Source organism: Enterobacter sp. MF024 (assembly GCF_005843915.1).
GTDB lineage: Bacteria > Pseudomonadota > Gammaproteobacteria > Enterobacterales > Enterobacteriaceae > Enterobacter > Enterobacter barmai.
The window spans coordinates 285,324-311,444 of sequence record NZ_VCBB01000006.1 but is presented as its reverse complement, the minus strand read 5'-3'; the positions used below and the strand labels follow the sequence as shown (position 1 = coordinate 311,444).

Genomic DNA, 26,121 nt, shown 5'->3' with positions numbered 1-26,121 from the left:
CATTAATGGTTCTCGTGGGAAACAGGTAAAGGTGTTGTCAGCTGGCGAGCGCACGCTGAATATGCGCCAGCAGCACATCGACATTAATGGGTTTGCGCAGAAAAACAACGGCGCCATTCTCAACAGCGTAGCGCTCTATGTTGTCATCCGCATGACCAGAGATAAAAATGAGCGGCGGGGGTGAAGTGGCGATGAGGTGCAGCCTGTCGAGCATCTCCAGACCGTTCATCCCCCGCAGGCGGATGTCGGCAATCACCAGCGCCGCGTCGGTCAGCGCGGTGGGGTGGCTGAGAAACCCCTCTGCCGAGTCGAAGGCTTCGGTGGCGTACCCCTCCGACTGCAGCAGGTTGCTTAACCCGCTGCGAACAGACCGTTCATCATCAATGATGGCTATGCGCTGCGGCATGCTCGTGTTCCTCAAATGAATCGTGATTAACCCTCACTGCCGTCGCCGGGACGGGGTGGAGGCGGAGTGCCGCTGATTTTGGGAACGCATTCGTGACGAAACCAGGTCATCGTCAGCTGGCGGCTGAAAAGACGGCGGCCAATCGGGATCAGCTGCTCCCCCACCAGCATGCCAAACAGCCCCATCAGCGCAACGACGGGCGGCGCGGGCGAGTGTACATCAATTGCGGCATAAATCACCCCTGCCAGAATTCCACAGCTCAGTGAAATGACCCAGGCTTTCATGACGAGGCTCCTGTTGAGAGGGTGACGGGCGCTTTTTGCGCGGTGTCGTCAGCGTGCAGAAAATGGCGGGTCGCCTGTTCGCCGGCCAGCATTCCCAGCAGGCCAATCAGCGCCAGCGCGGGCGGCGCGGGGGAACGCACTTTCAGCAGGGCGTAGAGCAGGCCTATCAGCACGCCTGCCGCGAGGGAAATTAACCCAGTACTCATGGTGAACTCCAGGGAGGTCAGCGGCAGGCCGGATGAGGGCCCAGCCTGCCGCATCGAACTTAGCGGACCGGGGCCGGAACCGGGGCCAGGGTTTCGTGCTCGCTTTTCTGGCGAGACGGTGCTTTGTGCACCATGGTGTAGGCGTAATCCACGCCCATGCCGTAGGCACCGGAGTGCTCACGCACGATATCCATTACCGCGTTGTAGGTCTCTTTACGCGCCCAGTCACGCTGCCACTCCAGCATCACCTGCTGCCAGGTTACCGGGATCACGCCGGCCTGGATCATGCGCTGCATCGCGAAGTCGTGGGCCTCTTTGGAGGTGCCGCCGGACGCATCCGCCACCATGTAGATCTCGTAGTCGCCTTCCAGCATTGCGCACAGGGCGAAGGTGTTGTTGCACACTTCGGTCCACAGGCCGGAGACCACCACTTTCTTCTTGCCGTTGGCTTTCAGGGCGTCACGCACTTTCTGGTCATCCCAGGAGTTCATGGAGGAGCGCTCAAGAATGTCTTTCCCCGGGAAGACGTCCAGCAGTTCCGGGAAGGTGTTGCCGGAGAAGCTTTCGGTTTCAACGGTGGTGATGGTGGTCGGGATGTTGAACACTTTGGCCGATTTCGCCAGCGCTACCACGTTGTTTTTCAGCACCTGACGGTCGATAGACTGCACGCCAAACGCCATCTGCGGCTGCTGGTCGATGAAGATAATCTGACAGTTATCCGGGGTTAACACTTCGAGCTTTGAGTTAGACATAATGGTATCCAGTGAGGTTAACAGGTGAAATCCGCCGCACCACCTTTGACGATGCGTTGACTGCATCCTATGTCTCTCTCGCGCCGGAGGTAATTATCTCTTTGTATAATTAACCTTTCGTATAGTTATACGTCGGTATAGTTATACTTTGGTATACCTATCCCTTTGTATAACTGGTTTTTTTCGGTAACCGGTTCCAATAATCCTGACCAACCCCCTCTCAGTCAGGAGCAGTTATGACTTCCTCTGCTAAAGCAGATCTGATTCTGGTGAATGGCCAGTTTCATACCGTCGACCGTGAAAACCCCCTCGCCGAAGCGGTGGCCGTACGTGACGGCAAATTCCTTGCCGTCGGCACCGTAGCCGACGTGATGCAGTACCACGACGAGGCCACCAGAGTGGTGGATCTCAAAGGTCACACCGCCATCCCCGGTCTTAACGATTCGCACCTGCACCTGATCCGCGGCGGGCTGAACTACAACCTCGAGCTGCGCTGGGAAGGGGTGCCGTCGCTGGCCGACGCCCTGCGGATGCTGAAAGAGCAGGCCCTGCGCACCCCATCCCCGCAGTGGGTACGCGTGGTGGGCGGCTGGAGCGAGTTCCAGTTTGCCGAGCGCCGCATGCCGACCCTGGATGAGATCAACGAGGCCGCGCCGGATACCCCGGTCTTTATCCTGCACCTCTACGATCGCGCCCTGCTCAACCGCGCGGCGCTGAAGGTGGTGGGTTACACCAAAGAGACCCCGAACCCGCCGGGCGGCGAGATCCAGCGCGACGCCAACGGCAATCCGACCGGGATGCTGATCGCCCGTCCGAACGCCATGATCCTCTACGCCACCCTCGCCAAAGGGCCAAAACTGCCCCTGGAGCAGCAGGTGAATTCCACCCGCCAGTTTATGCGCGAGCTGAACCGTCTGGGGCTGACCAGCGCCATCGACGCGGGCGGCGGTTTCCAGAACTACCCGGAAGACTACGAGGTGATCGCCGAGCTGCACGACAAAAAGCAGATGACCATCCGCATCGCCTACAACCTCTTCACCCAGCGTCCCGGCCACGAGCTGGAGGACTTCGAGAAGTGGACCGACATGCTCAAGCCGGGCCAGGGCACCGACTTCTTCCGCCATAACGGCGCGGGGGAGATGCTGGTCTTCTCCGCCGCCGACTTCGAGGATTTCCTCGAGCCGCGCCCGGATCTGGCCCCCGGCATGGAGGACGAGCTGGAGCGCGTGGTGCGCCATCTCGTGGAACACCGCTGGCCGTTCCGCCTGCACGCCACCTATGACGAGTCCATCAGCCGGATGCTGGACGTTTTCGAGAAGGTGAACCGCGAGATCCCGTTCGACGGCCTGCACTGGTTCTTCGACCACGCCGAGACCGTCACCCAGCGCAACATCGACCGCATCAAGGCCCTGGGCGGCGGCATCGCCGTGCAGCACCGCATGGCCTTCCAGGGCGAGTACTTCGCCGAGCGCTACGGGATGGAGGCTGTCCGCCATACCCCGCCGGTGACCCGCATGCTGGAGACCGGCGTGCCGGTAGGCTTAGGCACCGACGCCACCCGCGTGGCGAGCTACAACCCCTGGACCGCGCTCTACTGGCTGGTCTCCGGGCGCACCGTGGGCGGCATGCAGATGTACGATCACAGCGCCCGTCTGGATCGCGATACCGCCCTGATGCTCTGGACCCAGGGCAGCGCGTGGTTCTCGAACGAGCAGAACCAGAAAGGGCAGATCAAAAAGGGCCAGCTCGCGGATCTCGCGGTGCTGAGCAAAGACTTCTTCCGCGTGCCGGAAGAGGAGATCAAGGGCATCGAGTCGGTGCTGACGGTGGTGGACGGCGATATCGTCTATGCCGCAGGCGCTTTCGGCCCGCTGGCACCGCCTGCCATCCCGGTTCTGCCGGAGTGGTCGCCGGTGGTCAAGGTGCCGGGACACTACCGATCCGCGCCACCGCAGGCCGCCCGGGTGGGGATGAGCGCCGTGCACCACTGCAGCGGGCCGTGCGGCGTGCATAACCACGCCCACGATTTTGCCCGCAGCGCAGAGATGCCGGTGGCCGACGATAACGCCTTCTGGGGAGCGCTGGGCTGCAGCTGCTTCGCGTTCTGATCATGATGAACTCAACTCAACCCCTGCCCCGGATCGACCTGGGGCTGTTCTTCCTGCGCATCACCGGCAGCCTGCTGTTGCTCTACGTCCACGGCCTGCCGAAGGTGCTGCACTTCAGCGAAGAACTGACGCGGATCGAAGATCCCTTTGGCTTCGGGCCGTACTTCAGCCTGATCCCGGCGATCTTCGCCGAGGTGATCTGCCCGATCCTGATCCTGTTCGGCGTGGCGACCCGGCTGGCCTGCGTGCCGATTATCGCCGTGCTGCTGGTGGCGATGCTGGCGGTGCACCCTGACTGGTCGATTGCCGAAGGTCAGTTTGGCTGGCTGCTGCTGATTATCTTCACCACCCTTGCCATCACCGGCCCCGGCGCGTGGCGGTTACGCTCGCGTGCCACGGAGAGATTCGCATGACCCAGGTGACCGACGCGCACATCGAGCACCCGCCTGCCCCGGCGATGTCGACGTGGCAGCCGCTGCACCAGCGGGTGTTCCGCATGCTGTGGATCGCCACGGTGGTGTCGAACGTTGGCTCGTGGATGAGCGACGTCGGGATCAACTGGAGCATGCTAACGCTGAGCGCCGATCCGCTGGATATCGCCATGGTGCAGGCGGCGAGCAGCCTGCCGATGTTCCTCTTCGCCTTGCCTTCCGGCGTGATGGCGGACATCGTCGACCGGCGCAAGTACCTGCTGTTTTCGCAACTATGGGTGTTTATCGCCGCCGCCGGGCTGACCATTCTGTCGTTTACCGGTCAGGTGACGCCGACGGTGCTGCTGGTGGCGGCGTTTCTGCTGAGCGTCGGCAGCGCCATGAGTTCGCCGCCGTTCCAGGCGGTGGTGCCGGATCTGGTGAGCAAGGCGGAGCTGGGCCCGGCGATTGCCCTCAACTCGCTGGGGGTGAACATCAGTCGCGCCATCGGCCCGGCGCTGGGCGGCTTTTTGCTCTCGCTGGCCGGGCCGTGGATGGTGTTCCTGCTCAATGCCCTGTCGGTGCTGGGCGTGGCCTGGGTGCTGTGGCGCTGGAAGCCTGCGCTCTCGGTGCAGCGCCTGCCGCCGGAGCACTTTTTCTCGGCGGTGCGCGCCGGGGTGCGCTACGTACACGCCGCCCCGGTGCTGCGTAACGTCTTAATTCGCACCGTGGCGTTTTTCGTGTTCGCCAGCGCGGGCTGGGCCTTGCTGCCGCTAGTGGCGCGCCGGGAGCTGGGCCTCGGCCCGGCGGGGTACGGCATCATGCTGGCCTGCATCGGGCTGGGGGCGATTGCCGGGGCGGTGCTGCTGCCGCGACTGCGCCAGCGCCTGAACGCCGACCGGCTGATGGTGGCGGCAAGCCTGGTCTTCGCCCTCACTATGCTGGCCCTGGCCTTCGTGCGCCACTTCTGGCTGCTGAACCTGTTTGAGTTTTTCACCGGCTTTGCGTGGATTGCGGTGCTGTCCACGCTCAACCTGGGGGCGCAACGCAGCGCCGCACGCTGGGTGAAGGCCCGGGCGCTGGCGGTCTATCTGACGGTCTTTTTCGGCTCGATGACCGCGGGCAGCGCCCTGTGGGGACAGATTGCCTCGCACTTCAACACCTATACGTCACTCTGCGTGGCGACGGTGGGGATGCTGCTGGCGAGCGCCACGGTGCTGCGCTGGAAGCTGGAGAAAGATCCCAACCTGAACCTCGACACCAGCGGCCTGATTGCCGACGACGCCCGGGAGAACATCCCCAACGAGCGTGGCCCGGTGCTGGTCTCCTGCGAATATCTGGTTGATCCCGAAGCGGTAAACGACTTTCTGCAGGCGGTGCACGAGCTGCGCCGGGTCAGGCGCCGGGCGGGCGCCATGAGCTGGGCGGTGTATGAGGATATCGACCGGCCGGGCCTCTATATCGAGACCTTCCTGCTGGGCTCGTGGGTTGAACACCTGCGTCTGCAGGAGCGCCACACCATGAATGACCACCTGCTGCAAAGCCGCGTGCTGGCTTTTCATCAGGGCGATGCACCCCCGGCGACCCGTTATCTGGTGGCGCCGGTTTAAAACCTAAAACAACATTTTGAGGAAGAGACTATGGCTACGATCAAAGCGAAAGACGGCACGCAGATTTACTACAAAGACTGGGGCGCGGGTAAGCCGGTGCTGTTCAGCCACGGCTGGCCGCTGGATGCCGACATGTGGGACAGCCAGCTTAACTATCTGGCCGAGCGCGGCTTCCGCGCCATCGCCTTCGACCGCCGCGGCTTTGGCCGTTCGGATCAGCCGTGGAACGGTTATGACTACGACACCTTTGCCTCCGACATCAACGACCTGATCACCGCGCTCGATCTGCGCGACGTGACCCTGGTGGGCTTCTCCATGGGCGGCGGCGACGTGAGCCGCTATATCGGCACTTACGGCACCGACCGCGTGGCCGGGCTGGCGCTGCTGGGTGCGGTCACGCCGATCTTCGGTAAGTCTGACTCTTATCCGCAGGGTGTGGATCAGTCGGTCTTCGCCGGCATTCGCGACGGGCTGCTGAAAGATCGCGCCCAGTTCATCAGTGATTTCGCCACCCCGTTCTACGGCCTCAACGCCGGACAGAAAGTGTCTGAAGGCGGCCTGACCCAGACCCTGAACATCGCCCTGTTGGCCTCCCTGAAAGGGACGCTGGACTGCGTAACCGCCTTTGCCGAAACCGACTTCCGTGCGGATATGGCCAAAGTCGACGTGCCGACGCTGGTGATCCACGGCAGCAACGACCAGATCGTCCCGTTTGAAACCACCGGAAAAGTGGCGGCGGAGCTGATTAGCAACGCGGAGCTGAAGGTGTACGACAACGCGCCGCACGGCTTTGCGCTGACGCATCAGGACCAGCTGAACGAAGACCTGCTGACGTTTGTGAAGGGGCTGTAAGTGTTAAAGCTGACGCCACCTGGCGTCAGCTGTTCACATCCACTGCCCCCCTGAACAAGCAGTGCAACACTTCAGATAATTCCGATAAAATGAGGAAAACTTTTTATTTTCATCAAGCTGGAGCGGGTAATGGTTCAGGAACACACCGACGTACTTTCATTCTTCACCTCTCACACGGCCAATAACGAGAATTACAGTATTGAATGGGGCCCGGCGTTTTGGGCACTACGAATAAAAGTGGAGGAAGAGCGCCCCAACTTCTCAGACGAGACGCTCTATGAACTTTGGTACAACCGCTCCAATGGCGTCGCCAGTATTAAGCAAGGCGGCATGTCACTGAATGAATTTAACGAGGCGAAAGAAAAGCTGCGCGCCCTGTCCCGTCTGATTGCCAAAGAATGTACGCCCGCCAATTATCAGCAGGTGATTACACAACTGAAGTCTCTCAAAGAACAAAAGATCCTGAAAAAAGTGTACTGGGCGCTGTGCCATCGTGCGTTTGCAGTTATGTACCCTGAGCACATCAGCAATATTGTTAACACTGGCGCGTTCTTTCGTATCTATAACTACTGCAATAACCGCTTTGATCTGGGCCTGTCAGGTCAAGGCGAATGGTTTGACCTTAATCTTGAATTGAAAAAGGCACTTAACCAGGCGATAGGCTCCCAGATTGATGCCATCACATTGAATATGTCTCTCTGGCATCTGTACAAACATTTTATCCTTGAGAAAGACGATACTGTGGTGGTGCCCGACAACACGGGTGAAGATGATGAACAGGGTTCTGAACCCAACGATCTTCAATTGCCTAAAAACTTGATCCTGTATGGGCCACCAGGCACGGGCAAAACCTATAAAACAATCGACGTTGCCGTGCGCGCCTGTGAACCTCAGGCATACGCCAGGCTGGATGGAAAAGAAGAGAGCGAACGTCGACGCGAGCTTAAGAAAATTTATAACCAGCTGATGAACGAAAAACGGATCCGTTTTATTACTTTCCATCAAAGCTTCGGGTACGAAGAGTTCATTGAAGGACTAAGGGCAGAAACGACCGACGACGGTAACGTGCGTTATGACGTCAAACCTGGGATTTTCAAGCAAATTTGCGATGACGCCGCTTTTGGCAATGCGGGTATACAGCAGGCTCTGGACAAGGCACTTGTGCTGTTACAGGAACGGCTTGCTGAAGGAGAGAGCATTACGCTACGCACCCACAATGGTAACCCTTTCCGTGTGACTTACAAAAGCGAGGCTGTCTTTGGGATCTTCCCTGAGCAGAGCAAAAAAGAAGATTTGGGTCAGGGCTACAATGCTTATCTTAAGGACATTCGAGCCTGGTACCAGGATAACAATGCCAAAGTGCATAACGTTTCTTATATACGTGGGATCCTGGCGTTTCTGATTCGCGAAAATCATATTCCGGCCACACCGGAGAAGACAACTGGCGCTAAACGACAGAATTTCGTACTGATTATTGACGAGATTAACCGTGGCAATATTTCTAAAATCTTCGGCGAGCTCATCACGCTGATTGAAACCTCTAAACGTGCAGGTGAAGCAGAAGAACTCAGCGTTTCTCTCCCTTATTCCGCCACGTCATTTAGCGTCCCCAATAATCTTTACCTTGTCGGCACAATGAACACCGCAGACCGCTCCCTGACGGCGCTCGATACCGCGTTGCGCCGCCGCTTCGAGTTTGTACCTATGCTTCCAGACACCAGCTTGTTGGCAGGCACTACGATCAAGGGGATTCAGCTTGAACGGCTACTGGAAACGCTGAATGCCAGGATTCAGGCGTTGTATGATTATGAACACACGCTGGGACACGCATTTTTCATGCCCGTAATACAAGCTAAGGATGACGAAGATGCCGCCTTCGATCTGCTTAAACGCATCATGAAAAATAAAATCCTTCCTTTGCTGGAGGAGTATTTTTATAACGACTGGCAAAAAATCCGCCTTGTCCTCGGTGACAACCAGAAACAGGACGAGAGCTTACAGTTCGTCTCATCAATAAACAGTGAAGGCAATTTCCTGCGATTGTTTGGTGCTGATGCTGCAGAAGATTTGCAGGAGGCAGGGATGACCTACCATCTTTCTCACGAGTCGAAGCCCGTATGGAATAACCCGCTGGCTTATCGCCAGATTTACGATCCAAAAGCCATACATCAGGAGAGCGAGGAATGACATCCGGCCATTCCTGGACGCTCATTGAGCACGGATATGTGATTAGCGATAAAGATCAGGGCCGCGTCAGGGACGCGGTTGTGCTGCCCGATACGCTTTTTCAATGGCTGGTGCAACGCTGTTTAAGTGACGATGTAGAATATGATAGCCGGTTGCTTACCCTTCGCGCTGTTGGCCGGGTTCAGGCACTGCAGGTGAAAAATTACGTGGGCGTGATTGCGCTACCGGGAGGTGCGTTTATTGAGGTGTTACCCAAAACGGGCCATGAACACGCCCGTGAGCAGTTAATAATGATGCTGCGTACTCTGAAAACCTTCCGACATATTGCAACAACATCGGCGAGCATCAAGACCTCACGCATGCCGTTGATGGATATCTTTATTCAGCAGTTCATCATCAGCGTTCAGTTTATCCTTCAACAAGGTCTTAAACGCGACTATCTTCGTCAGCACGATAATCTGGCGTGGATGAAAGGCAAATTACGGGTTTCAGCACAGCTAACCAAAAACAGCGTTCGGCACGATCGTTTTCAAGTGGAATATGATGAATACAGCGTTGAGCGTCCCGAAAACCGCATTCTGAAAACGGCTATCGATAAAGTCTCCCGACTGACCCGCAATCCTCTGCTGATACGACAGCTTCAGCCTTTGCTGACAGCCTTTGAACCCCTTTCCCCAGTTATGGATGTCGCATTTGCCTTCAGCCAGGTTCGCCTGGACAGGCATATGCATTATTACGAACAGGCTCTGGACTGGGCAAAACTCATTTTACAAGGCGAGTCTCCACACTGTATGCAGGGGCAGGCTAATGCCATTTCACTGCTCTTTCCAATGGAGGCTGTTTTTGAATCCTTCGTTGCCGCCTGGATGAAACATCACCATCATCTACACTACCAGATCGATACACAGGCAAAAAAACACAGCCTGGCTCGTTATCACACGAAGAATATGTTCAGACTCAAGCCGGATATCTGGCTTCGCCCGCATGAAACTTCGCAGCATTCACCGATTATTTGCGATACGAAATGGAAAAAGATCAAGCCGTATAAACCTGGCTTTAACATTTCGCAAAATGACCTTTACCAGATGCAAGCCTACGGGGTGAAATATCTCGATAGCCGGGGGGATATGATACTTATCTATCCAGGGCATGACGGTTTTAATGATGCGCTTCCCCATCCCTTTGAACTTCACAAACCGGATGGTCATGCATTACGTCTGTGGGTCGTCCCTTTTGCCATCGGAACCAGCATTCAAAACTCAAAACTCCATCTCCCAGAAGCTTTTACACTTTAATATGTGAACCTGACGCTCGCTTAGCAGGCGTCAGGCCTCCCATGACGTTATGAAACATGCAGAAAAAACGAGAACAGAATAATAAACAGCGGCAGTCTGAAGGTGCGGGCATCAGCTTACTTTGAGGTAAATACCATCCCCGCATAAGGCTTATCCCGACACGCCGCCAGACGCGCAGCCAGATCCCCTACGTGCAGCTCCAGTTTGTGCCCGTCCGGGTCGAGAAAATAGAACGACGCCCCTTCGCTTTTGTTCTCTTTCCAGACCGTTACGCCAGCGTCTTTCAGCTTTTGCGAGACAACTTCGAAGTTTTCCGGTGCAACTGAGAAGGCGTAGTGGGTGTAGTCGCTATTTTGCGGCGGGATGAATGTTCGCGTTTCGTCATAAGACAGGCAGAGCCAGAGATCGCCGCAGGTAAGGTAAGCCCCGGTGTGCCATTCGGCGTGCAGCCGCAGGCCGAGAAGATCGCGCCAGAATGCGATGCTGGCAGGCAGGTTGCTGACGGCGAGGGTCAGATGGTTCAGGGCGTTGAGCATGAGATTCAGTTCCTTATAGAGGTTAACCTCACTTCTTTAGCATGTTTATCGACGTATAAACAGAAGCGCCGGGTGTCGCTGCGCTTACCCGGCCTACGAAAGGGCAAAACCGTAGGCCCGTGCAAGCGAAGCGCCGCCGGGCAATGGCTGCTACCGTCTTTTAGACCAGGCGGCACGCATTACGGGAATAAACACCGGTGGGATAACGCCCATTTTGGGCAACGGTGAAGCAATCTCCACGCCTGGTGCCACCGCAAACCACTCGGTATTAAAAGGCAATTTTTGCAGGCGATTAAGATCAAACTTTGTCGGCCAGCTTAGCCCTGCCGTATCCAACTGATCGTCGATGACAAATTCGCCCTGATAGACGTGGTCCGTCCGGGAGGTTCCATAGACAATCAGGACGGCATGCAGATCCGGAAAGACGTTCAAAATCAGTCCGGGACGCGCTTTCGGCCCCGGATGCCCCAGATCCTCATGTTGAGGAAATCGACACCAGATGATGTCACCGATTGCCGGTAACGGGTTGTAATTATTAGTCATAAGCGTCCTGCTTATTTAAATAATGGAGAGTCCAGATCGTCCTCTGAGATATCGAGGCCTGACATTTTTCTGACCGCGTTGTGTTGCGCTTCGGTCAACGGGCCATCGTCCTGTTCGTAGGCGGGCAACACCTCTTTGGCGAGGTTGCGTAACGCCTTGTGGACTAACTCAGTCTGGTTCAGGGATAGCTCCGCCATCAGACGGGCAAACGTCTCTTCACTTACGCCGAATTCGTTGTCAACGGAACGGAGCTGGAACAGGAACTTTTTAGGTGCAGTGCGTGTTGGGGTGGGCATGATAACCTCTCTTCTATACCGCTATATGCAAAGTATATAGAGAGGCAAAAAAATGATCCATATAGAATGTATATATCCTTTGCTGCGACAAACGTGAATCGCGCTTGCCGCCGCTTAAGCAGATTAGTGCTTCACCATCACATGCCGTACCACGGTGTAATCTTCCAGCCCGTACATCGACATATCCTTGCCGTAGCCGGAAAGCTTCTGCCCGCCGTGCGGCATTTCGCTCACCAACATAAAGTGGGTGTTCACCCAGGTGCAGCCGTACTGCAGGCGCGCGCTCATGCGGTGTGCGCGGCCAACGTCCTGGGTCCAGACCGACGAGGCCAGGCCGTACTGTGAGTCGTTAGCCCACTCGAGTACCTGCTCTTCGTCGTCGAACACGCTGACGCTCACCACCGGGCCGAAGACTTCGCGCTGGATGATCTCATCCCCCTGCTTCGCCCCGGCCAGCAGGGTCGGCTGATAGTAATACCCCTTACCCTCGGCCTTGTTGCCGCCGGTGACCACGTGAATGTGCGGCAGGGCTTTCGCGCGCTCGACCGCCTCGCTGACGCGGGTCAGATGGGCGGCGGAACTGACCGGGCCAAGCTCGGTGGTTTCATCATCCGGAGCGCCCATTTTCAGGCTGGCGACGGCGACGCCCAGTTTTTCGACCAGCGCGTTATAAACCTCTTTTTGCGCGTAGATCCGGCAGGCGGCGGTGCAGTCCTGCCCGGCGTTGTAGAAGCCAAAGGTGCGCACGCCCTCCACCACCGCATCGATGTCGGCGTCGTTAAAGACGATGACCGGCGCTTTACCGCCCAGCTCCATATGGGTGCGCTTAATCGACGGCGCGGTGTGGGCAATAATGTGCTCCCCGGTGGCGATGGAGCCGGTCAGGGAGACCATGCGCACTTTGTCGTGGCCGGTCAGCGGGTCGCCGACGGTTTTACCCCTGCCAAACAGCACGTTAATCACCCCGGCCGGGAAGATATCTTTCGCCAGTTCGGCCAGCTTCAGGGCGGTGAGTGGGGTGATTTCAGAGGGTTTGAGCACCACGCAGTTGCCCGCCGCCAGCGCCGGGCCCAGCTTCCAGGCCGCCATCATCAGCGGGTAGTTCCAGGGGGCGATGGAGGCGACGACGCCCACCGGGTCGCGGCGGATCATCGAGGTGTGTCCCTCCATATACTCCCCGGCGGCCAGGCCGTTCAGGCAGCGGGTTGCCCCCGCGAAGAAGCGGAACACATCGACAATGGCCGGGATCTCGTCGTTCAGCACGCAGTGCAGCGGTTTGCCGCAGTTCTGCGACTCCAGGCGGGCGAAGCTGTCGGCGTTCTGCTCAATCACGTCCGCCAGCTTCAGCAGGCATTCGGCACGCGCTTTTGGCGTGGTCTGACCCCAGGTGCGGAAGGCGCGATCGGCGGCCTGCACCGCGGCGTCCACCTGCTCCGGGCTGGCTTCGGCGATCTCCAGCAGCACCTCGCCGGTGGCCGGGTTGTACACGGGTTGCCTCTCACCTGAACCCGCAACCAGTTCGCCATTAATCAGTAAGTTGTGTTGCATAGCCGACTCCATTGTTTTTATGTTCTGAGTGATTAGAGAGATTGTCCCGCGTTCAGGCGTTTTGCATGCTCGATCGCGTCGTTTTCCGGCGCGTTTGAGCGTCCGAACGGTCGGGCCAGCGCCATGTACACCAGCCCGGAAATCACCACCACCGACAGCCCCACCAGCACCGTCCAGCGGTCGATAAAGTCGCTGCTCTCGGCAGGTTGTGCCAGCAGCCAGATGCCGCACAGGCCATAGGCCAGCGCCAGCACGTTAACCAGCATTCCCCAGCCACCGACGCTCCACTCCCCGGCCGGTTTCCAGCCTTTCAGACGCTGGCGCAGCGCCGCCAGCACCACCATCTGGAACGAAATGTAGATGCCGATAACCGCAAAGGCGGTGATGCGCGCCAGGTTATCCGGCTGGAAGTAAACCCACACGCAGATAAGCACCGGCAGCAGGCAGCTGACGATCATCGCGTTGTCAGGAACGCTGTTTTTCGACAGCTTCGACATCCAGGCGCTGCCCGGCAGCATCTGGTCGCGGGAGAAGGAGAAGATCAGGCGGCTCAGCGCGGCCTGCAGGGAGAGAATGCACGACAGCATGGCGATCACCGCGATGATGATAAACACCGTGGCGCCGGTTTCACCCAGGGCTTCGTTGAGGATCGCCGGGATCGGATCGGCAATCTGGCCGTTGACGATGTTCATCAGGTTTGGGGAGGCCAGCAGGTAGCCGAGGATCGAGATCAACGCCGAGATGGCGCCAAACACGATGCTGAGGATCATCGCCACCGGGATCTTCCTGCTCGGGTTTTTCACCTCTTCCGCCACGTTGCCGCAGGCCTCAAAGCCGAAGAACATGAACAGGCCGATCAGCGCCGCCGCCATAAACGCCGGCTGGTAGCTACCGTCTTTGGCAATCACCCCCATCGAATCAAACACCACCGAGAACGGCTGGGCGCGGTGGAAAATCAGCAGGTAGATCCCGAGCGCAATCACGCTGACGATCTCGCACCAGAAGCCGATCCTGGCGACCCGGGCGAGATTTTTGGTGCCCGACATGTTCACCGCCATCATCATCATCAGCAGTACGACCGAGGTGATCAGCATGTTACCGGGCGAGATTTCAAAGCCGAACAGGGAGCCGACGAAGGTGGCGGTGTATTCCGCTACCGAGGTGATGGTCACCACCAGCGCCCAGAGGTAGATCCAGGCGGCGATCCACGCATATTTTTTGCCCCACAGGCGGCGCGCCCAGGGGTACAACCCGCCGGTAATGGGGTACTGCGACGCCACTTCGCCAAACACCAGGGCCACCAGCAGCTGCCCGCAGGCGACAATCGGGATCCACCAGATGGCCGGAGGGCCCGCCAGCGTCACCGCCAGCGCAAACAGGGAGTAGACCGCCGTCAGCGGCGAGAGGTAGGTGAACCCAAGCGAAAAGTTAGAGATGAGACCGATGGAGCGGTTAAATTGCTGTGTATTATCGCTATGAATTGCTTCACTTTTCTTGCCAGAAGTCTGTTCCATACGTTTATTCTCTGTGTTGAGTTGGTGTCGCAGGTAACACGAATCAAGGTATAGAAGAGCGCCTGAACGCCGTACAGCACCGCCCTCGCGATTTGTTAAGATTTGTATGGATATGTCACGTTTTTGTTAAGGTCACACCTCATTTTCCGTGAGCGCCATCACTGCGCCATGTTCAGATCTCCAACTTTTCCCGCTTTTTCCGCTCAATTCAGTCAATTTTTACGCCTGCATCACAAAATCTAAACAATCTGCCTGTTATGTGCCCATTTATCCAAAATGTAGATATTTTTAATCTATGGCTACGAAACACCCCGTTCCCTGAATACTTTCTGAGAGGATTGATTCTGATGAATGCACTGACCGCCGTAAAACAGCCCGACGAGGCGTTATCCCGCACCATCACCGGTTTTCGTATCGCGCCCTCCGTGCAGTCTCCGCGCCTGCTGGAGCTGACGTTCTCAGCGGACGTCACGCAGCAGTTCCTGCGGGAGGTGGAGCAGTGGCCCATCCAGGCGCTGGAGTACAAATCCTTCCTGCGCTTTCGGGTGGCGAAGATCCTCGATGACCTGTGCGGCAACCAACTACAGCCCCTGCTGCTGAACACGATCCTCAGCCGCAGCGAGGGTGCCCTGCTTATTGACGCCGAGGGGGTGGATAACGTCGCCCAGGCCGACGAGATGGTGAAGATCGCCACCGCCGTTGCACACCTGATTGGACGCTCGAACTATGACGCCATGAGCGGCCAGTATTACGCCCGCTTTACGGTGAAAAACGTCGATAACTCAGACAGCTATCTGCGCCAGCCCCATCGCGTGCTGGAGCTGCACAACGACGGCACCTTCGTCGATGAAGTGACCGACTACGTGCTGATGATGAAGATCGACGAGCAGAACATGCAGGGCGGCAACTCCCTGCTACTGCACCTTGATGACTGGGAGTCGCTGGAAAAATTCTTCAGCCATCCGCTGGCCCGCCGCCCGTTACGCTGGACGGCACCGCCAAGCAAAAACGTCGCGCAGGATGTGTTTCATCCGGTGTTCGACGTCGACCAGCAGGGCCGCCCGGTGATGCGCTACATCGACCAGTTCGTGCAGCCGAAAGATTTTGAAGAGGGCGTGTGGCTGAGCGAACTTTCTGACGCACTGGAGAGCAGTAAACACATCATTTCCATTCCGGTGCCAGTGGGTAAATTCCTGCTGATCAACAATATGTTCTGGCTACACGGCCGGGACCGCTTCACCCCGCACCCGGATCTGCGCCGGGAGCTGATGCGCCAGCGGGGGTATATCAGCTACGCCACCAGCCACTATCAGACTCATCAGTAGGGATTGCGCGGATGTATGATTTCGTGATTACCGGCGGCGGCATCATCGGCATGTCGACCGCCATGCAGCTGATTGAGCTCTACCCGGACGCCCGCATCGCGCTGCTGGAGAAGGAAGCAGGTCCGGCCTGCCACCAGACCGGGCGCAACAGCGGCGTGATTCATGCCGGGGTCTATTACACTCCCGGCAGCCTGAAGGCGCAGTTTTGCCTGGCCGGGAACCGGGCCACCAAAGCCTTTTGTGATGAGAACCAGATTCGCTATGACACCTGCGGCAAGATGCTGGTTGCCACCTCTGCGCTTGAGATGGAACGGATGCGGGCCCTGTGGGATCGCACCGCCGCCAACGGGATCGAGCGCGAGTGGCTGAGCGCCGCCGAACTGCGCGAGCGCGAGCCCAACATCACCGGGCTGGGCGGGATTTTTGTCCCCTCCAGCGGGATTGTCAGCTATCGCGAGGTGACAGCGGCGATGGCAAAACGCTTCCAGGCGAAAGGCGGCGAGGTGATTTTCAACGCCGAGGTCAGCGCCCTGAAGGAGCACGCCAGCGGCGTGGTCATCCACACCCGCGACGGGCGCGAGTTTGAAGCCATGACCATGATTGCCTGCGCCGGGCTGATGGCCGACAGGCTGGTCAACATGCTCGGTATCGATCCGGGCTTTATTATCTGCCCGTTCCGGGGGGAGTATTTCCGCCTCGCGCCGGAACATAATCAGATCGTTAACCACCTGATCTACCCGATCCCCGATCCGGCCATGCCGTTTTTGGGCGTGCATCTCACCCGCATGATCGACGGCAGCGTCACGGTGGGGCCCAACGCGGTGCTGGCCTTTAAGCGCGAGGGCTATCGCAAGGGCGATATCTCCTTAACCGATATGCTGGAAATTATTGGTTCCTCCGGCATTCGCCGGGTGCTGCAAAACAACCTGCGCTCGGGCTTAAGCGAGATGAAAAACTCTCTGTGCAAAAGCGGCTACCTGCGGCTGGTGCAAAAATATTGCCCGAGCCTGACGGTGAAAGATCTGCACCCCTGGCCTGCGGGTGTGAGGGCGCAAGCAGTTTCGCCAGACGGGAAGCTCATCGACGACTTTTTATTTGTCACTACGCCGCGAACCATTCATACCTGTAATGCTCCCTCACCGGCTGCGACCTCGGCGATCCCCATTGGCGCGCATATTGTCAGCAAGGTTCAGACCCTGCTCGCCAGTCAACACAACCCCGGCCGCGCACTGCGGGCAGCCAGAAGCGTGGACGCACTCCACGCCGCCTGTACCCGTTAATCATTCTGAGACAGGAAGCCATCATGCAACTCAACGATCCCAGCTTATTTCGCCAGCAGGCCTATATAGAAGGAAAGTGGTGCGACGCGCACCGCGGTGAGGCGATTACCGTCTCCAACCCGGCAAACGGCCAGACCCTGGGCAGCGTGCCGAAGATGGGCGCCGATGAAACCCGCACCGCGATTGAGGCGGCGAACCGCGCCCTGCCCGCCTGGCGAGCGCTCACTGCCAAAGAGCGCGCCAACATCCTGCGCCGCTGGTTCGATTTGATGATGGCCAACCAGGACGATCTGGCTCAGCTGATGACCCTCGAACAGGGCAAACCGCTGGCGGAAGCGAAAGGTGAAATCAGCTATGCCGCCTCCTTTATAGAGTGGTTCGCCGAAGAGGGAAAACGCGTCTACGGCGACACCATTCCGGGCCATCAGGCGGACAAGCGCTTGATTGTGATAAAGCAGCCGATTGGCGTCACCGCCGCCATCACCCCGTGGAACTTCCCGGCGGCGATGATCACCCGCAAGGCGGGCCCGGCGCTTGCGGCAGGCTGCACCATGGTGCTCAAACCCGCCAGCCAGACGCCGTTCTCCGCCCTGGCGCTGGCCGAACTGGCGAGCCGCGCGGGCATCCCCGAAGGGGTGTTCAACGTGGTGACCGGCTCAGCGTCGGACATCGGTAACGAGCTGACCAGCAACCCGCTGGTGCGCAAGCTCTCCTTTACCGGCTCGACCGAGATTGGCCGCCAGCTGATGGCCCAGTGCGCGAAAGACATCAAAAAAGTGTCGCTGGAACTGGGCGGCAACGCGCCCTTTATCGTCTTTGACGATGCCGACCTGGATAAGGCCGTGGAAGGGGCGCTGGCCTCCAAGTTCCGCAACGCCGGGCAGACCTGCGTGTGCGCCAACCGCCTGTACGTGCAGGACGGCGTTTACGATCGCTTTGCCGAAAAACTCCAGCAGGCGGTGGATAAACTCCAGCTCGGCGACGGCATGACGCCGGGCGTCACTACCGGGCCGCTGATCGACAGCAAGGCGGTGGCGAAAGTTGAAGAACACATTGCTGACGCGGTGGATAAAGGCGCGCGGGTAATCACCGGCGGATCGCTGCATAAACTGGGCGGCAACTTCTTCCAGCCGACTATTCTTGTAGATGTGCCCGGTGATGCCAAAGTGGCCAAAGAGGAGACCTTCGGCCCGCTGGCCCCGCTGTTCCGTTTTCAGGATGAGGCGGACGTTATCGCGATGGCCAACGACACCGAGTTCGGCCTCGCCGCCTATTTCTATGCCCGCGATTTGAGCCGCGTGTTCCGCGTCGGCGAGGCGCTGGAGTACGGCATCGTCGGGATCAACACCGGCATTATCTCTAACGAAGTGGCCCCGTTCGGTGGGATCAAAGCCTCCGGTCTGGGTCGGGAAGGGTCTAAATACGGCATCGAAGATTACTTAGAAATCAAATATATGTGCATCGGCCTTTAACTTATGTGATTCAGGAGATTTCAATGAGCAGCAATAAAGAGTTAATGCAGCGTCGTAGCAATGCCATCCCCCGCGGCGTGGGTCAGATCCACCCGATTTTCGCCGCCCGCGCCGAGAACAGCCGGGTGTGGGACGTTGAAGGCCGTGAATATCTTGATTTCGCCGGCGGCATCGCGGTGCTGAACACCGGGCACTTGCACCCGGAGGTGGTCAGCGCCGTGGAAGAGCAGCTGAAAAAGCTGACGCATACCTGCTTCCAGGTGCTGGCCTACGAGCCCTACCTGGAGCTTTGTGAAACCCTGAACCAGAAAGTACCGGGCGATTTCCCGAAAAAAACCCTGCTGGTAACTACCGGCTCCGAAGCGGTGGAGAACGCGGTGAAAATTGCCCGCGCGGCCACCAAGCGCAACGGCACCATCGCCTTTACCGGGGCCTATCATGGCCGCACCCACTACACCCTCTCGCTGACCGGGAAAGTGAACCCTTACTCAGCGGGCATGGGGCTGATGCCGGGCCACGTCTATCGCGCACTCTATCCGTGCGCCCTGCACGGCGTGAGCGATGACGACGCCATCGCCAGCATCCACCGCATCTTTAAGAACGATGCCGCGCCGGAAGATATCGCCGCCATCGTGATCGAACCCGTGCAGGGTGAAGGCGGATTCTATGCCGCCTCCCCTGCCTTTATGCAGCGCCTGCGCGAGTTGTGCGACGAGCACGGCATCATGCTGATCGCCGACGAAGTGCAGAGCGGCGCGGGCCGGACCGGGACCTTCTTCGCCATGGAGCAGATGGGCGTGGCGGCGGATATCACCACCTTCGCCAAATCCATTGCCGGCGGCTTCCCGCTGGCGGGCGTCACCGGACGCGCCGACGTGATGGACGCCATCGCCCCGGGCGGGCTGGGCGGCACCTACGCCGGGAGCCCCATCGCCTGTGCCGCCGCGCTGGCGGTGATGAAGGTGTTCGAGCAGGAAGATCTGCTGGGCAAAGCCAATAAGCTGGGCAACACCCTGCGCGAGGGACTGCTGGCTATCGCCGAAAAACACTCTGAGATCGGCGACGTGCGCGGCCTGGGGGCGATGATCGCCATCGAGCTGTTTGAAGACGGCGACCACAATAAACCGAACGCTGCCCTGACGGCGCAGATTGTCGCCCGGGCGCGGGATAAAGGGTTGATCCTGCTCTCCTGCGGCCCATACTACAATGTGCTGCGCATCCTGGTGCCGCTGACCGTGGAAGAGGCGCAGCTTCAGCAGGGGCTGGCGATCATCGCCGAGTGTTTTGACGAGGCGAAGCAGGGTTAGATTTTGCGCCCGGTGTAAGCCGGGCAGTTTTTAAGGAGCAGGACCATGACCATCATTTCCCAGGCGACGGCCATAGACGGGTACCGCTGGCTGAAGAACGACATTATCCGCGGCGTTTATCAGCCGGATGAGAAGCTGCGCATGAGCCTGCTGACGTCCCGCTATGAGCTGGGCGTCGGTCCGCTGCGCGAAGCGCTGTCGCAGCTGGTTGCCGAAGGGCTGGTCACGGTCATCAACCAGAAAGGCTACCGGGTGGCGCCGATGTCCGAACAGGAGCTGCTCGATATCTTTGACGCGCGCGCCAATATGGAGGCAATGCTGGTCCGCCTCGCCATCGAACGCGGCGGCGAAGAGTGGGAAGCCGACCTCCTCGCCCGCATGCATCTGCTGAACAAGCTGGAATCCCGCGACGCCAGCGAGACCATGCTGGACGAATGGGACCAGCGGCATCAGGCGTTCCATACGGCGATGGTGGCGGGGTGTGGATCGCAGTATTTGATGCAGATGCGGGAAAGATTGTTCGACCTGGCGGCAAGGTATAGGTATGTGTGGTTGCGGAAGACGGTGCTGTCGGTGGCGATGTTAGAAGAGAAGCATGTGGAGCATCAGAAGCTGATGGACGCGGTGCTGGCGCGGGATGCGGATAAGGCGGGGGAATTGATGTATCAGCATTTGTTGACGCCGATTCCGATAATCAGGGGGGCGATGGGGGTGGGATTGGGGCTATGAAAAACCCCTTTTGATTATTCGGGTACAAAACCTGTAGCTAAAAACGGCTAACAGTAAATTGAAGCCCACAGCGGCTGCGAAAGCAGCATTAGAAACCTTTTGCCCGGCAGGAAAAATCATCTCATAAGGCAGCAAACGGAGCAGCGCCCAAAACAGGAAAGTAAAAAAGACTATCTTCCCAAACCGTCTTAACGTGGATAGTGTCCACTCTTTAAGAAGCTCAGCAGGCCTTGTTTTGCCTGTAATCGCATTATAAGCGCTAATAATTATGCTCATTAAAGGAACGCTGATTAGCGTATTGATGAAGAGGTTTATGTCCGCTCTAAGTGAATCGTAAGGCTCAGGTTCCTGCTCTCCCCAAATCTGTTTCGTTATCTTTTCTGCATCAGTAAGACTTATGTGCGCATAGATAAAATTATCCACCAGATCTTCATAAGGGACCGCCCATGCGACGAACAGCATGACCATAAAGAAAAGCGCGATCCTAATGACTGTCCACGTTCCCTGTAAAAACATAATCCACCTGATACGCCTGAATAATATGCACACTATGGTAAAAGGTTTATATTACTTTCTCTATCTTAACTGCCTGGTTGTATTCTTATTTCAGTACTCTGGTGTAGGGATTGTGGATTAAAAGGAGAATATCATTATGGAATCAACGTTAGATGAGGTGATTAAGATTATTCGAGAAAAATTCGGACCTTATCGCAAACCTATCGACGGTAATTCACTCATTGAAGATGACCTGCATATCTGTGGCGACGATGGTACAGACCTTTTAGAGGCCTGTGAGCAAGCGTTTACTATTTCATTTAATACGGAGGTTAAAAGCCTCCGAGAGAGATTCTCGCTCGCAGAGAACGAGTACCTGTTTACCGGTGAAGGGCTTGATCCTTTTGGTATCGGGCTTTTTATCAACTGGTTACGTGGCATACCCAGGCCGATCATTCGTGATTTAACGGTAGATGAGTTGCATCGTGTAATAATTGAAACTGTTAGAGAACAAACCAAACAGGATTAAACGTATATAAATTTATTATCATTAATACAGGATCGAGCCATTCATTATATTAATACTAAAAGTAGTCTAATCGCGCTTATTACGTTTTATATTACTCTGGACTTATTTATATTTACTGGTTAGATTTACAGGGTTATTTAACGCAATACGGGCATGCGCCAACATGCCCGTACCGCTCATCACAATCACTATTTACGGAGAATAGTAACCATGACTAATATCGATTGTATTGCAGAATCCCTGCAACCAGAAGTCTTTGCCGCTGACGACCGCGTATTTACCGTAAGTTATGCGACGCGCTATGGGGATTACACCCGCATCCCCGCATTTATCATGAAAGGTTTGTGGCTAAATGAGGCCGGATTCAGCACCGGAACGAAAGTGGATGTGAAGGTGATGAAGGGCTGCATGATACTGACGTCCCGGGAGTCCGAACCGGAGATAGAGACGCTGATGCGCGAGGTGAGTCAGCTGTCGGCGAGTAAGCAGAAACAGGTGATGGATTTTGTTGGGGTGATATCGGGGCAGCTGCGAAAGGCTGAATAAAAGATTGAATGACTAAGGCGCCGATGGGTGCCTTTTTTGTTGGTTGCGAAAAGCTCCCTGAAAACATACCGGGAGCCATGGTCGTATTATTATCTTATGAACTGAGCAACCCAGCGAAGTAATTCAATTAAGGAATACTGCCCAAACAGTTCTCCCTCATTTGTCACCCAGATCGGGAAAAAGAGTAACAGGGAAGCTGTGAGCAGGCTGGTGAGAAGAAGGCTCATAAACCAACCGCTACGTAAAATCTTCTTATTCACCGCCCATCTCGCCAGATGCTGACCCATTCGCCAGCGGACCCAGCCCCTGCGCCATAAATACCCCAGAAAAGAGATAACAACGGCAGCGATGGCAATAAACAAGCCACAGTAACGCGCCAGTACTTCCAGAGAAGCGAGTAAATTATGCTGATTATCCCAGCGCAGGAGCGGGGTAAGATAGATCCGTCCAGTCATGTCGTTGAACCAGAAGTCGCCATAGGCCGTGTACAGAGGCATAAACAGATAGATTATGACCGCGCTGAAGATTGCCCACTTCACCACCGACCAGTTCTGGACCGCCTGCGTAATGGCTTTCAGGCTGGTCAGGGCTTCATCAATATAGGTCGTAGTAACCCCACGATTCATCGCTTCGCGGAGCATCTCTCCGGATTTACCCGCGCGATTCGCATCCAGCATATCCTGGTGAGCTTCCGATTCCATAAAGGTGGCCACCGTTTTACGGCTAACCGCCGCAACAAGCGGGTTCAGCAAATTCCCTTTTGTGCTCCGATAGACAAGCTCATTGAGATCGTTTTTCAGCATCAACTCAACGACATGTCCCGCATCCAGTATCTGCGGATGACGACCGTAAACGACCCAGTTAACAGGCTGTTCAGCAAGCTGAGCCTGACGTAACTGGCTCGTAAATCGGGCAAAGGGTACGCTGGCGTTGTAGATAAAGTTAACGTTACGTAAATCCTCATCAATACTGGAATCTGCCAGCTCAACGGCACCATAACTTGCCAGTTCCGGGATGCCCGCTTTGTAGAGGCCATCTTTAATGAACGTCGGCACATCTTCACGATGGTAGATCAACTGGTAACGAGGCACCGCAACGCTGGCAAGCCGGGTAATGCGGGTTGTTTCGCCCGTTCCCTCACAGGGTGAACAGCGCTGGTTTCCCGAACCGCTACAGTGGTTGCAGTTCACCCTACCGCCTGTGCAGGTGTAACACATCCGGTAATGGCTCTCCGTGCGGTACTGATTGGTGTAGTGATCGAAATGGCTTCGCTGTTCCAGTACCTGTCCACTTCCTCCACAGGTTGTGCAGCTCACGCGACCAGAGCCATAGCACCAGGAGCAATTGACCTGTCCGCGTCCATTACAGTTAGTGCAGTTTTCAGTTAAACAGAGGCGCGTAGGATGGGAATAGATTTCTTGCTCTTTTTGAAGCGCACCGTAAGGGTGGGAAAGCACCAGTGCCTGAGCTTCACGAAGTGTTTCTGCTCGAGATAAAACAGCGCTGGTTTCAGCCTGGAGAGCCTCAGCGTACTGGAAAGTACTGGTAAAAACGCGAGTGCCGCTCCCGGCGCTGACTCTTCCCACCTGAGTGTGATCTGTCGTCTCAACACGAAAATGGAGACTTAAGTTAATCTGGTAGTCAAAATCGATTTTTTCGACCAGGTCCAGTTCAAGATTATCTGGCTGCAGCCTCGTCGAGCGTTCCACGAAGTTTTGAATGGTTGTAGAGCACGTTTCCAGCCACGCGTCTTTCATCTTTTTACCTGGATTGAGATTGGTTATCGGCAGAATGATAGGGGTTTGCATACATCAGGCAACTACTAATAAACGGAGTTGGGGAGTAAATATGGGGTGTTTAGCGTATATAAAATGCGTTGGAATGGATATGAAATACTAGTTGTTTAGCGTTAAGAATTAATTTGGCCGTGCGTTTGATTAGACTGAAAAAAGCCTTGTAAGTATGAATTGTTGTTAGTGCACTCTTACTGCTTCAGCCATTTAATACGAGAACGACAGCATGGGTGAAGGCTGCATGCAACTAATGTCGCGTAAGACGCCGATGGTCGCCTTTCCAGTGTGCCACTCGTCCGGTGCATCACTTTTCCACTGCACCCGGTCACAAATTCATCAAATCCATTGATTCACGGTTTACATCACCTTTCATTTGTTATGTGATCCCGTTACAGGTTTCGGTAGTTAGCTACCTCCCCCACCGTAACAGGATTTCATTGATGGAATTTTACCAGGCTGACCCTACGCTGGAGAACTACTGGCGCGGGGTGATTCTTTTTGGAAAGAACGTCGCATCGTACAAGTTCGCGCTTGCCCATGCCCTGTATGAGATCGATAAGTCGGGCAGTGACATCATCACCCTCGACGAACTCGCCGTGCCGTTCAGCCGCCATCTTTGCGAGCATCTGAAACACGCCCCGAAGCAGATCACCTCGAGCCGCAGTCAGTTTCTGGAAACCTGCGTGCAGTTTAATAACAATGAAATTTCTCATAACCAGCTGATTGAAACCACGGTGCGGCGAGGCTTTGCCAACGTGATTGATGCCTTCCACAATGTGAATGGCGGCGAGATCGAAAAACGATTTTTCATTGATGAGCGTAAAACCCATAACGGCATCCGCCTGACGGATAATTTCTTCCATCTGGGCGAGCGTCTGCAATATCAGAACCTGGCATTTGAAACCACTGCGCGCTGGAACCTGGTCGAACAGGCCTGGGCGATGGGCGTTTCCCGCAACCTTGTTGGCGTTGAGTTCGACGAGGATAATCAGTTGCTGTTTAGCCGCGTGAATGCGCGTCGGGTTGATATCACCAGCTGTCGCGACAGTTTAAACGGCTATCAAAAAGGACGCTGCTTCTACTGCTTCAAACCTATCAGTCTCATACCGGGCGATCCTGAACTGGCTGATGTTGACCACTTTATTCCGTGGGCAGCACGCGATGAAGTCGCGAATATCAATGGCGTGTGGAATCTGGTGCTGGCCTGCAAATGCTGCAATCGAGGCGTTGAGGGCAAATCCGCTCGCCTGCCGGGAAGCAGACTGCTGGAACGGTTAAATGCGCGCAACGAGTATTTCATCCAGAGCAAACTTCCACTGCATGAAACCATTGTCCAGCAGACTGGAAAGCAGCCCGCCACGCGGAAAAACTTTCTTGAAAATAACTGGAACGCTGCCAAAGTGAGGCTGTTCCATACCTGGGAACCTAAAGCTGAAGGCGAGGCCACATTCTAATGACGCTTAAATACTATCAGGACAATGCACAGACCTTCTTCGACGGGACGGTGAATGTTGATATGTCGTCGCTCTACGAGAGCTTTACTCGCCATCTTGCGCCTGGGGCTCGGGTGCTGGACGCGGGATGCGGCTCAGGACGCGATGCAAAGACGTTTAAGGAGATGGGATATCAGGTGGAGGCGTTTGATGCGTCCTCTGCGATGGTTGAGCTGGCGCGGGAACATACCGGGTTGCCGGTTCATCTGATGACCTTTGCGGATGTGGACTGGAAAGAAGAGTTTGATGGGATTTGGTGTTGTGCTTCACTGTTGCATGTTCCATCGCTTGAGCTTCCAGGGGTGATGCGGAGGTTGGCGGATACACTTAAGCCGGGCGGGGTTTGGTATGTGTCGTTTAAGTATGGGGATGGAGAGCGGGAGGTTGATGGGAGGAGGTTTACGGATATGGATGAGGATGATTTGAACACGTTAGTAAGCTCTTTAACTGCGATCGAGGTTGGTGAAGTTTGGCTGACACAAGATAAGCGCCCGGACAGGAAGGAGATTTGGGTTAATGGGATATTGAGGAAAAAGGACTGTAATTAAAATTGTGTAATAAACGCTTTTGATTCCAGTTTCACAATATATTAAAAATATTAGCCA

Annotated in this window: 26 protein-coding genes; 15 read left to right on the top strand and 11 right to left on the bottom strand. The window is 56.3% G+C overall.

Going from position 1 to position 26,121, the window contains the following annotated elements; all coding sequences use genetic code 11:
- Positions 1-37: 37 nt before the first annotated feature.
- From FFB58_RS13560 to FFB58_RS13545, 4 genes are read right to left on the bottom strand one after another with little or no spacing between them, the layout of a single operon-like run.
- Positions 38-406 (bottom strand): response regulator, encoded by a 369-nt coding sequence (locus FFB58_RS13560; protein ID WP_138370156.1) that lies wholly within the window; start codon positions 404-406, stop codon positions 38-40.
- A 26-nt stretch (positions 407-432) separates the two neighbouring features.
- Entirely contained in the window at positions 433-690 is a 258-nt protein-coding gene (locus FFB58_RS13555) for a DUF1427 family protein (protein WP_039030557.1), read from the bottom strand.
- Entirely contained in the window at positions 687-896 is a 210-nt protein-coding gene (locus FFB58_RS13550) for a DUF1427 family protein (RefSeq protein ID WP_032616311.1), read from the bottom strand. The genes FFB58_RS13555 and FFB58_RS13550 overlap by 4 nt, the downstream gene beginning before the upstream one ends.
- Positions 897-955: 59 nt before the next feature.
- Entirely contained in the window at positions 956-1,648 is a 693-nt protein-coding gene (locus tag FFB58_RS13545; RefSeq protein WP_039030559.1) for a hydrolase, read from the bottom strand.
- A 236-nt stretch (positions 1,649-1,884) separates the two neighbouring features.
- Between FFB58_RS13545 and FFB58_RS13540 the strand changes: the two genes are divergently transcribed.
- The 6 genes from FFB58_RS13540 (at position 1,885) to FFB58_RS13515 (ending at position 10,110) form a co-directional block, all read left to right on the top strand.
- Complete coding sequence (locus FFB58_RS13540; protein WP_138370155.1) at positions 1,885-3,756, top strand: amidohydrolase; 1,872 nt, start codon at positions 1,885-1,887, stop codon at positions 3,754-3,756.
- Between the two features lie 2 nt (positions 3,757-3,758).
- The gene (locus FFB58_RS13535) at positions 3,759-4,169 is read left to right on the top strand and encodes a DoxX family protein (RefSeq protein ID WP_039030561.1); all 411 of its coding nucleotides are present in this window, start codon (positions 3,759-3,761) and stop codon (positions 4,167-4,169) included.
- Entirely contained in the window at positions 4,166-5,776 is a 1,611-nt protein-coding gene (locus FFB58_RS13530) for an MFS transporter (RefSeq protein WP_138370154.1), read from the top strand. Before FFB58_RS13535 ends, FFB58_RS13530 begins: the two co-directional genes overlap by 4 nt.
- 30 nt (positions 5,777-5,806) lie before the next feature.
- Positions 5,807-6,628 (top strand): alpha/beta hydrolase, encoded by an 822-nt coding sequence (locus FFB58_RS13525; protein WP_039030563.1) that lies wholly within the window; start codon positions 5,807-5,809, stop codon positions 6,626-6,628.
- Between the two features lie 129 nt (positions 6,629-6,757).
- A complete protein-coding gene (locus FFB58_RS13520) occupies positions 6,758-8,815 on the top strand; it encodes an AAA family ATPase (RefSeq protein ID WP_138370153.1) in 2,058 nt (685 codons plus the stop codon).
- A complete protein-coding gene (locus FFB58_RS13515) occupies positions 8,812-10,110 on the top strand; it encodes a restriction endonuclease (protein ID WP_138370152.1) in 1,299 nt (432 codons plus the stop codon). Before FFB58_RS13520 ends, FFB58_RS13515 begins: the two co-directional genes overlap by 4 nt.
- A 116-nt stretch (positions 10,111-10,226) precedes the next feature.
- Here FFB58_RS13515 and FFB58_RS13510 read toward each other — a convergent pair whose 3' ends face one another.
- The 5 genes from FFB58_RS13510 to FFB58_RS13490 form a co-directional block, all read right to left on the bottom strand.
- The gene (locus FFB58_RS13510; RefSeq protein WP_138370151.1) at positions 10,227-10,646 is read right to left on the bottom strand and encodes a FosA8 family fosfomycin resistance glutathione transferase; all 420 of its coding nucleotides are present in this window, start codon (positions 10,644-10,646) and stop codon (positions 10,227-10,229) included.
- Positions 10,647-10,796: 150 nt separating this feature from the next.
- Positions 10,797-11,189: a hypothetical protein gene (locus FFB58_RS13505; protein WP_039030567.1), complete on the bottom strand. Its 393-nt coding sequence runs from the start codon at positions 11,187-11,189 to the stop codon at positions 10,797-10,799.
- An 11-nt stretch (positions 11,190-11,200) separates the two neighbouring features.
- Positions 11,201-11,485, bottom strand: a complete 285-nt coding sequence (locus FFB58_RS13500; RefSeq protein ID WP_138370150.1) for a hypothetical protein — start codon at positions 11,483-11,485, stop codon at positions 11,201-11,203.
- Between the two features lie 123 nt (positions 11,486-11,608).
- Positions 11,609-13,033 (bottom strand): aminobutyraldehyde dehydrogenase, encoded by a 1,425-nt coding sequence (gene patD / locus FFB58_RS13495; protein ID WP_138370149.1) that lies wholly within the window; start codon positions 13,031-13,033, stop codon positions 11,609-11,611.
- A 32-nt stretch (positions 13,034-13,065) separates the two neighbouring features.
- Complete coding sequence (locus tag FFB58_RS13490) at positions 13,066-14,547, bottom strand: APC family permease (protein WP_138370148.1); 1,482 nt, start codon at positions 14,545-14,547, stop codon at positions 13,066-13,068.
- 347 nt (positions 14,548-14,894) lie between these two features.
- Between FFB58_RS13490 and glaH the strand changes: the two genes are divergently transcribed.
- From glaH to csiR, 5 genes are read left to right on the top strand one after another with little or no spacing between them, the layout of a single operon-like run.
- Positions 14,895-15,872 carry a glutarate dioxygenase GlaH gene (gene glaH / locus FFB58_RS13485; RefSeq protein WP_138370147.1) on the top strand — a complete coding sequence of 326 codons (978 nt, stop codon included), beginning with the start codon at positions 14,895-14,897 and terminating at the stop codon, positions 15,870-15,872.
- An 11-nt stretch (positions 15,873-15,883) separates the two neighbouring features.
- A complete protein-coding gene (lhgO, locus tag FFB58_RS13480) occupies positions 15,884-17,152 on the top strand; it encodes an L-2-hydroxyglutarate oxidase (protein ID WP_138370146.1) in 1,269 nt (422 codons plus the stop codon).
- 23 nt (positions 17,153-17,175) lie between these two features.
- Positions 17,176-18,624 (top strand): NADP-dependent succinate-semialdehyde dehydrogenase, encoded by a 1,449-nt coding sequence (gene gabD / locus FFB58_RS13475; RefSeq protein ID WP_138370145.1) that lies wholly within the window; start codon positions 17,176-17,178, stop codon positions 18,622-18,624.
- A 23-nt stretch (positions 18,625-18,647) separates the two neighbouring features.
- On the top strand, positions 18,648-19,931 hold the full coding sequence (gene gabT / locus FFB58_RS13470; RefSeq protein ID WP_138370144.1) for a 4-aminobutyrate--2-oxoglutarate transaminase: 1,284 nt from the start codon (positions 18,648-18,650) through the stop codon (positions 19,929-19,931).
- A 45-nt stretch (positions 19,932-19,976) separates the two neighbouring features.
- Positions 19,977-20,660, top strand: coding sequence for a DNA-binding transcriptional regulator CsiR (csiR, locus tag FFB58_RS13465; RefSeq protein WP_138370143.1), 684 nt, complete (start codon positions 19,977-19,979; stop codon positions 20,658-20,660).
- On the opposite strand, the gene FFB58_RS13460 is transcribed toward csiR, so the two are convergent.
- Positions 20,655-21,176 (bottom strand): hypothetical protein, encoded by a 522-nt coding sequence (locus tag FFB58_RS13460; protein ID WP_138370142.1) that lies wholly within the window; start codon positions 21,174-21,176, stop codon positions 20,655-20,657. The two genes, csiR and FFB58_RS13460, sit on opposite strands and share 6 nt — an antisense overlap.
- A 136-nt stretch (positions 21,177-21,312) precedes the next feature.
- On the opposite strand from FFB58_RS13460, the gene FFB58_RS13455 reads away from it, so the two are divergent.
- Both FFB58_RS13455 and symE read left to right on the top strand, forming a co-directional pair.
- Positions 21,313-21,684, top strand: a complete 372-nt coding sequence (locus tag FFB58_RS13455; RefSeq protein ID WP_138370141.1) for a hypothetical protein — start codon at positions 21,313-21,315, stop codon at positions 21,682-21,684.
- A 210-nt stretch (positions 21,685-21,894) separates the two neighbouring features.
- A complete protein-coding gene (gene symE, locus FFB58_RS13450) occupies positions 21,895-22,230 on the top strand; it encodes an endoribonuclease SymE (protein WP_138370140.1) in 336 nt (111 codons plus the stop codon).
- Positions 22,231-22,319: 89 nt separating this feature from the next.
- Here symE and FFB58_RS13445 read toward each other — a convergent pair whose 3' ends face one another.
- On the bottom strand, positions 22,320-23,987 hold the full coding sequence (locus FFB58_RS13445; protein WP_138370139.1) for a zinc finger-like domain-containing protein: 1,668 nt from the start codon (positions 23,985-23,987) through the stop codon (positions 22,320-22,322).
- Positions 23,988-24,463: 476 nt separating this feature from the next.
- Between FFB58_RS13445 and FFB58_RS13440 the strand changes: the two genes are divergently transcribed.
- Both FFB58_RS13440 and FFB58_RS13435 read left to right on the top strand, forming a co-directional pair.
- A complete protein-coding gene (locus FFB58_RS13440) occupies positions 24,464-25,477 on the top strand; it encodes an HNH endonuclease domain-containing protein (protein WP_138370138.1) in 1,014 nt (337 codons plus the stop codon).
- Complete coding sequence (locus FFB58_RS13435; RefSeq protein ID WP_138370137.1) at positions 25,477-26,064, top strand: class I SAM-dependent methyltransferase; 588 nt, start codon at positions 25,477-25,479, stop codon at positions 26,062-26,064. The genes FFB58_RS13440 and FFB58_RS13435 overlap by 1 nt, the downstream gene beginning before the upstream one ends.
- Positions 26,065-26,121: the final 57 nt, after the last annotated feature.

What these genes read in the sequence shown, in the direction of transcription:
- FFB58_RS13560 (WP_138370156.1), bottom strand. Translation starts at nt 406, where the DNA reads ATGCCGCAGCGCATAGCCATCATTGATGATGAACGGTCTGTTCGCAGC.
- FFB58_RS13555 (WP_039030557.1), bottom strand. Translation starts at nt 690, where the DNA reads ATGAAAGCCTGGGTCATTTCACTGAGCTGTGGAATTCTGGCAGGGGTG.
- FFB58_RS13550 (WP_032616311.1), bottom strand. Translation starts at nt 896, where the DNA reads ATGAGTACTGGGTTAATTTCCCTCGCGGCAGGCGTGCTGATAGGCCTG.
- FFB58_RS13545 (WP_039030559.1), bottom strand. Translation starts at nt 1,648, where the DNA reads ATGTCTAACTCAAAGCTCGAAGTGTTAACCCCGGATAACTGTCAGATT.
- FFB58_RS13540 (WP_138370155.1), top strand. Translation starts at nt 1,885, where the DNA reads ATGACTTCCTCTGCTAAAGCAGATCTGATTCTGGTGAATGGCCAGTTT.
- FFB58_RS13535 (WP_039030561.1), top strand. Translation starts at nt 3,759, where the DNA reads ATGATGAACTCAACTCAACCCCTGCCCCGGATCGACCTGGGGCTGTTC.
- FFB58_RS13530 (WP_138370154.1), top strand. Translation starts at nt 4,166, where the DNA reads ATGACCCAGGTGACCGACGCGCACATCGAGCACCCGCCTGCCCCGGCG.
- FFB58_RS13525 (WP_039030563.1), top strand. Translation starts at nt 5,807, where the DNA reads ATGGCTACGATCAAAGCGAAAGACGGCACGCAGATTTACTACAAAGAC.
- FFB58_RS13520 (WP_138370153.1), top strand. Translation starts at nt 6,758, where the DNA reads ATGGTTCAGGAACACACCGACGTACTTTCATTCTTCACCTCTCACACG.
- FFB58_RS13515 (WP_138370152.1), top strand. Translation starts at nt 8,812, where the DNA reads ATGACATCCGGCCATTCCTGGACGCTCATTGAGCACGGATATGTGATT.
- FFB58_RS13510 (WP_138370151.1), bottom strand. Translation starts at nt 10,646, where the DNA reads ATGCTCAACGCCCTGAACCATCTGACCCTCGCCGTCAGCAACCTGCCT.
- FFB58_RS13505 (WP_039030567.1), bottom strand. Translation starts at nt 11,189, where the DNA reads ATGACTAATAATTACAACCCGTTACCGGCAATCGGTGACATCATCTGG.
- FFB58_RS13500 (WP_138370150.1), bottom strand. Translation starts at nt 11,485, where the DNA reads ATGCCCACCCCAACACGCACTGCACCTAAAAAGTTCCTGTTCCAGCTC.
- patD (WP_138370149.1), bottom strand. Translation starts at nt 13,033, where the DNA reads ATGCAACACAACTTACTGATTAATGGCGAACTGGTTGCGGGTTCAGGT.
- FFB58_RS13490 (WP_138370148.1), bottom strand. Translation starts at nt 14,547, where the DNA reads ATGGAACAGACTTCTGGCAAGAAAAGTGAAGCAATTCATAGCGATAAT.
- glaH (WP_138370147.1), top strand. Translation starts at nt 14,895, where the DNA reads ATGAATGCACTGACCGCCGTAAAACAGCCCGACGAGGCGTTATCCCGC.
- lhgO (WP_138370146.1), top strand. Translation starts at nt 15,884, where the DNA reads ATGTATGATTTCGTGATTACCGGCGGCGGCATCATCGGCATGTCGACC.
- gabD (WP_138370145.1), top strand. Translation starts at nt 17,176, where the DNA reads ATGCAACTCAACGATCCCAGCTTATTTCGCCAGCAGGCCTATATAGAA.
- gabT (WP_138370144.1), top strand. Translation starts at nt 18,648, where the DNA reads ATGAGCAGCAATAAAGAGTTAATGCAGCGTCGTAGCAATGCCATCCCC.
- csiR (WP_138370143.1), top strand. Translation starts at nt 19,977, where the DNA reads ATGACCATCATTTCCCAGGCGACGGCCATAGACGGGTACCGCTGGCTG.
- FFB58_RS13460 (WP_138370142.1), bottom strand. Translation starts at nt 21,176, where the DNA reads ATGTTTTTACAGGGAACGTGGACAGTCATTAGGATCGCGCTTTTCTTT.
- FFB58_RS13455 (WP_138370141.1), top strand. Translation starts at nt 21,313, where the DNA reads ATGGAATCAACGTTAGATGAGGTGATTAAGATTATTCGAGAAAAATTC.
- symE (WP_138370140.1), top strand. Translation starts at nt 21,895, where the DNA reads ATGACTAATATCGATTGTATTGCAGAATCCCTGCAACCAGAAGTCTTT.
- FFB58_RS13445 (WP_138370139.1), bottom strand. Translation starts at nt 23,987, where the DNA reads ATGAAAGACGCGTGGCTGGAAACGTGCTCTACAACCATTCAAAACTTC.
- FFB58_RS13440 (WP_138370138.1), top strand. Translation starts at nt 24,464, where the DNA reads ATGGAATTTTACCAGGCTGACCCTACGCTGGAGAACTACTGGCGCGGG.
- FFB58_RS13435 (WP_138370137.1), top strand. Translation starts at nt 25,477, where the DNA reads ATGACGCTTAAATACTATCAGGACAATGCACAGACCTTCTTCGACGGG.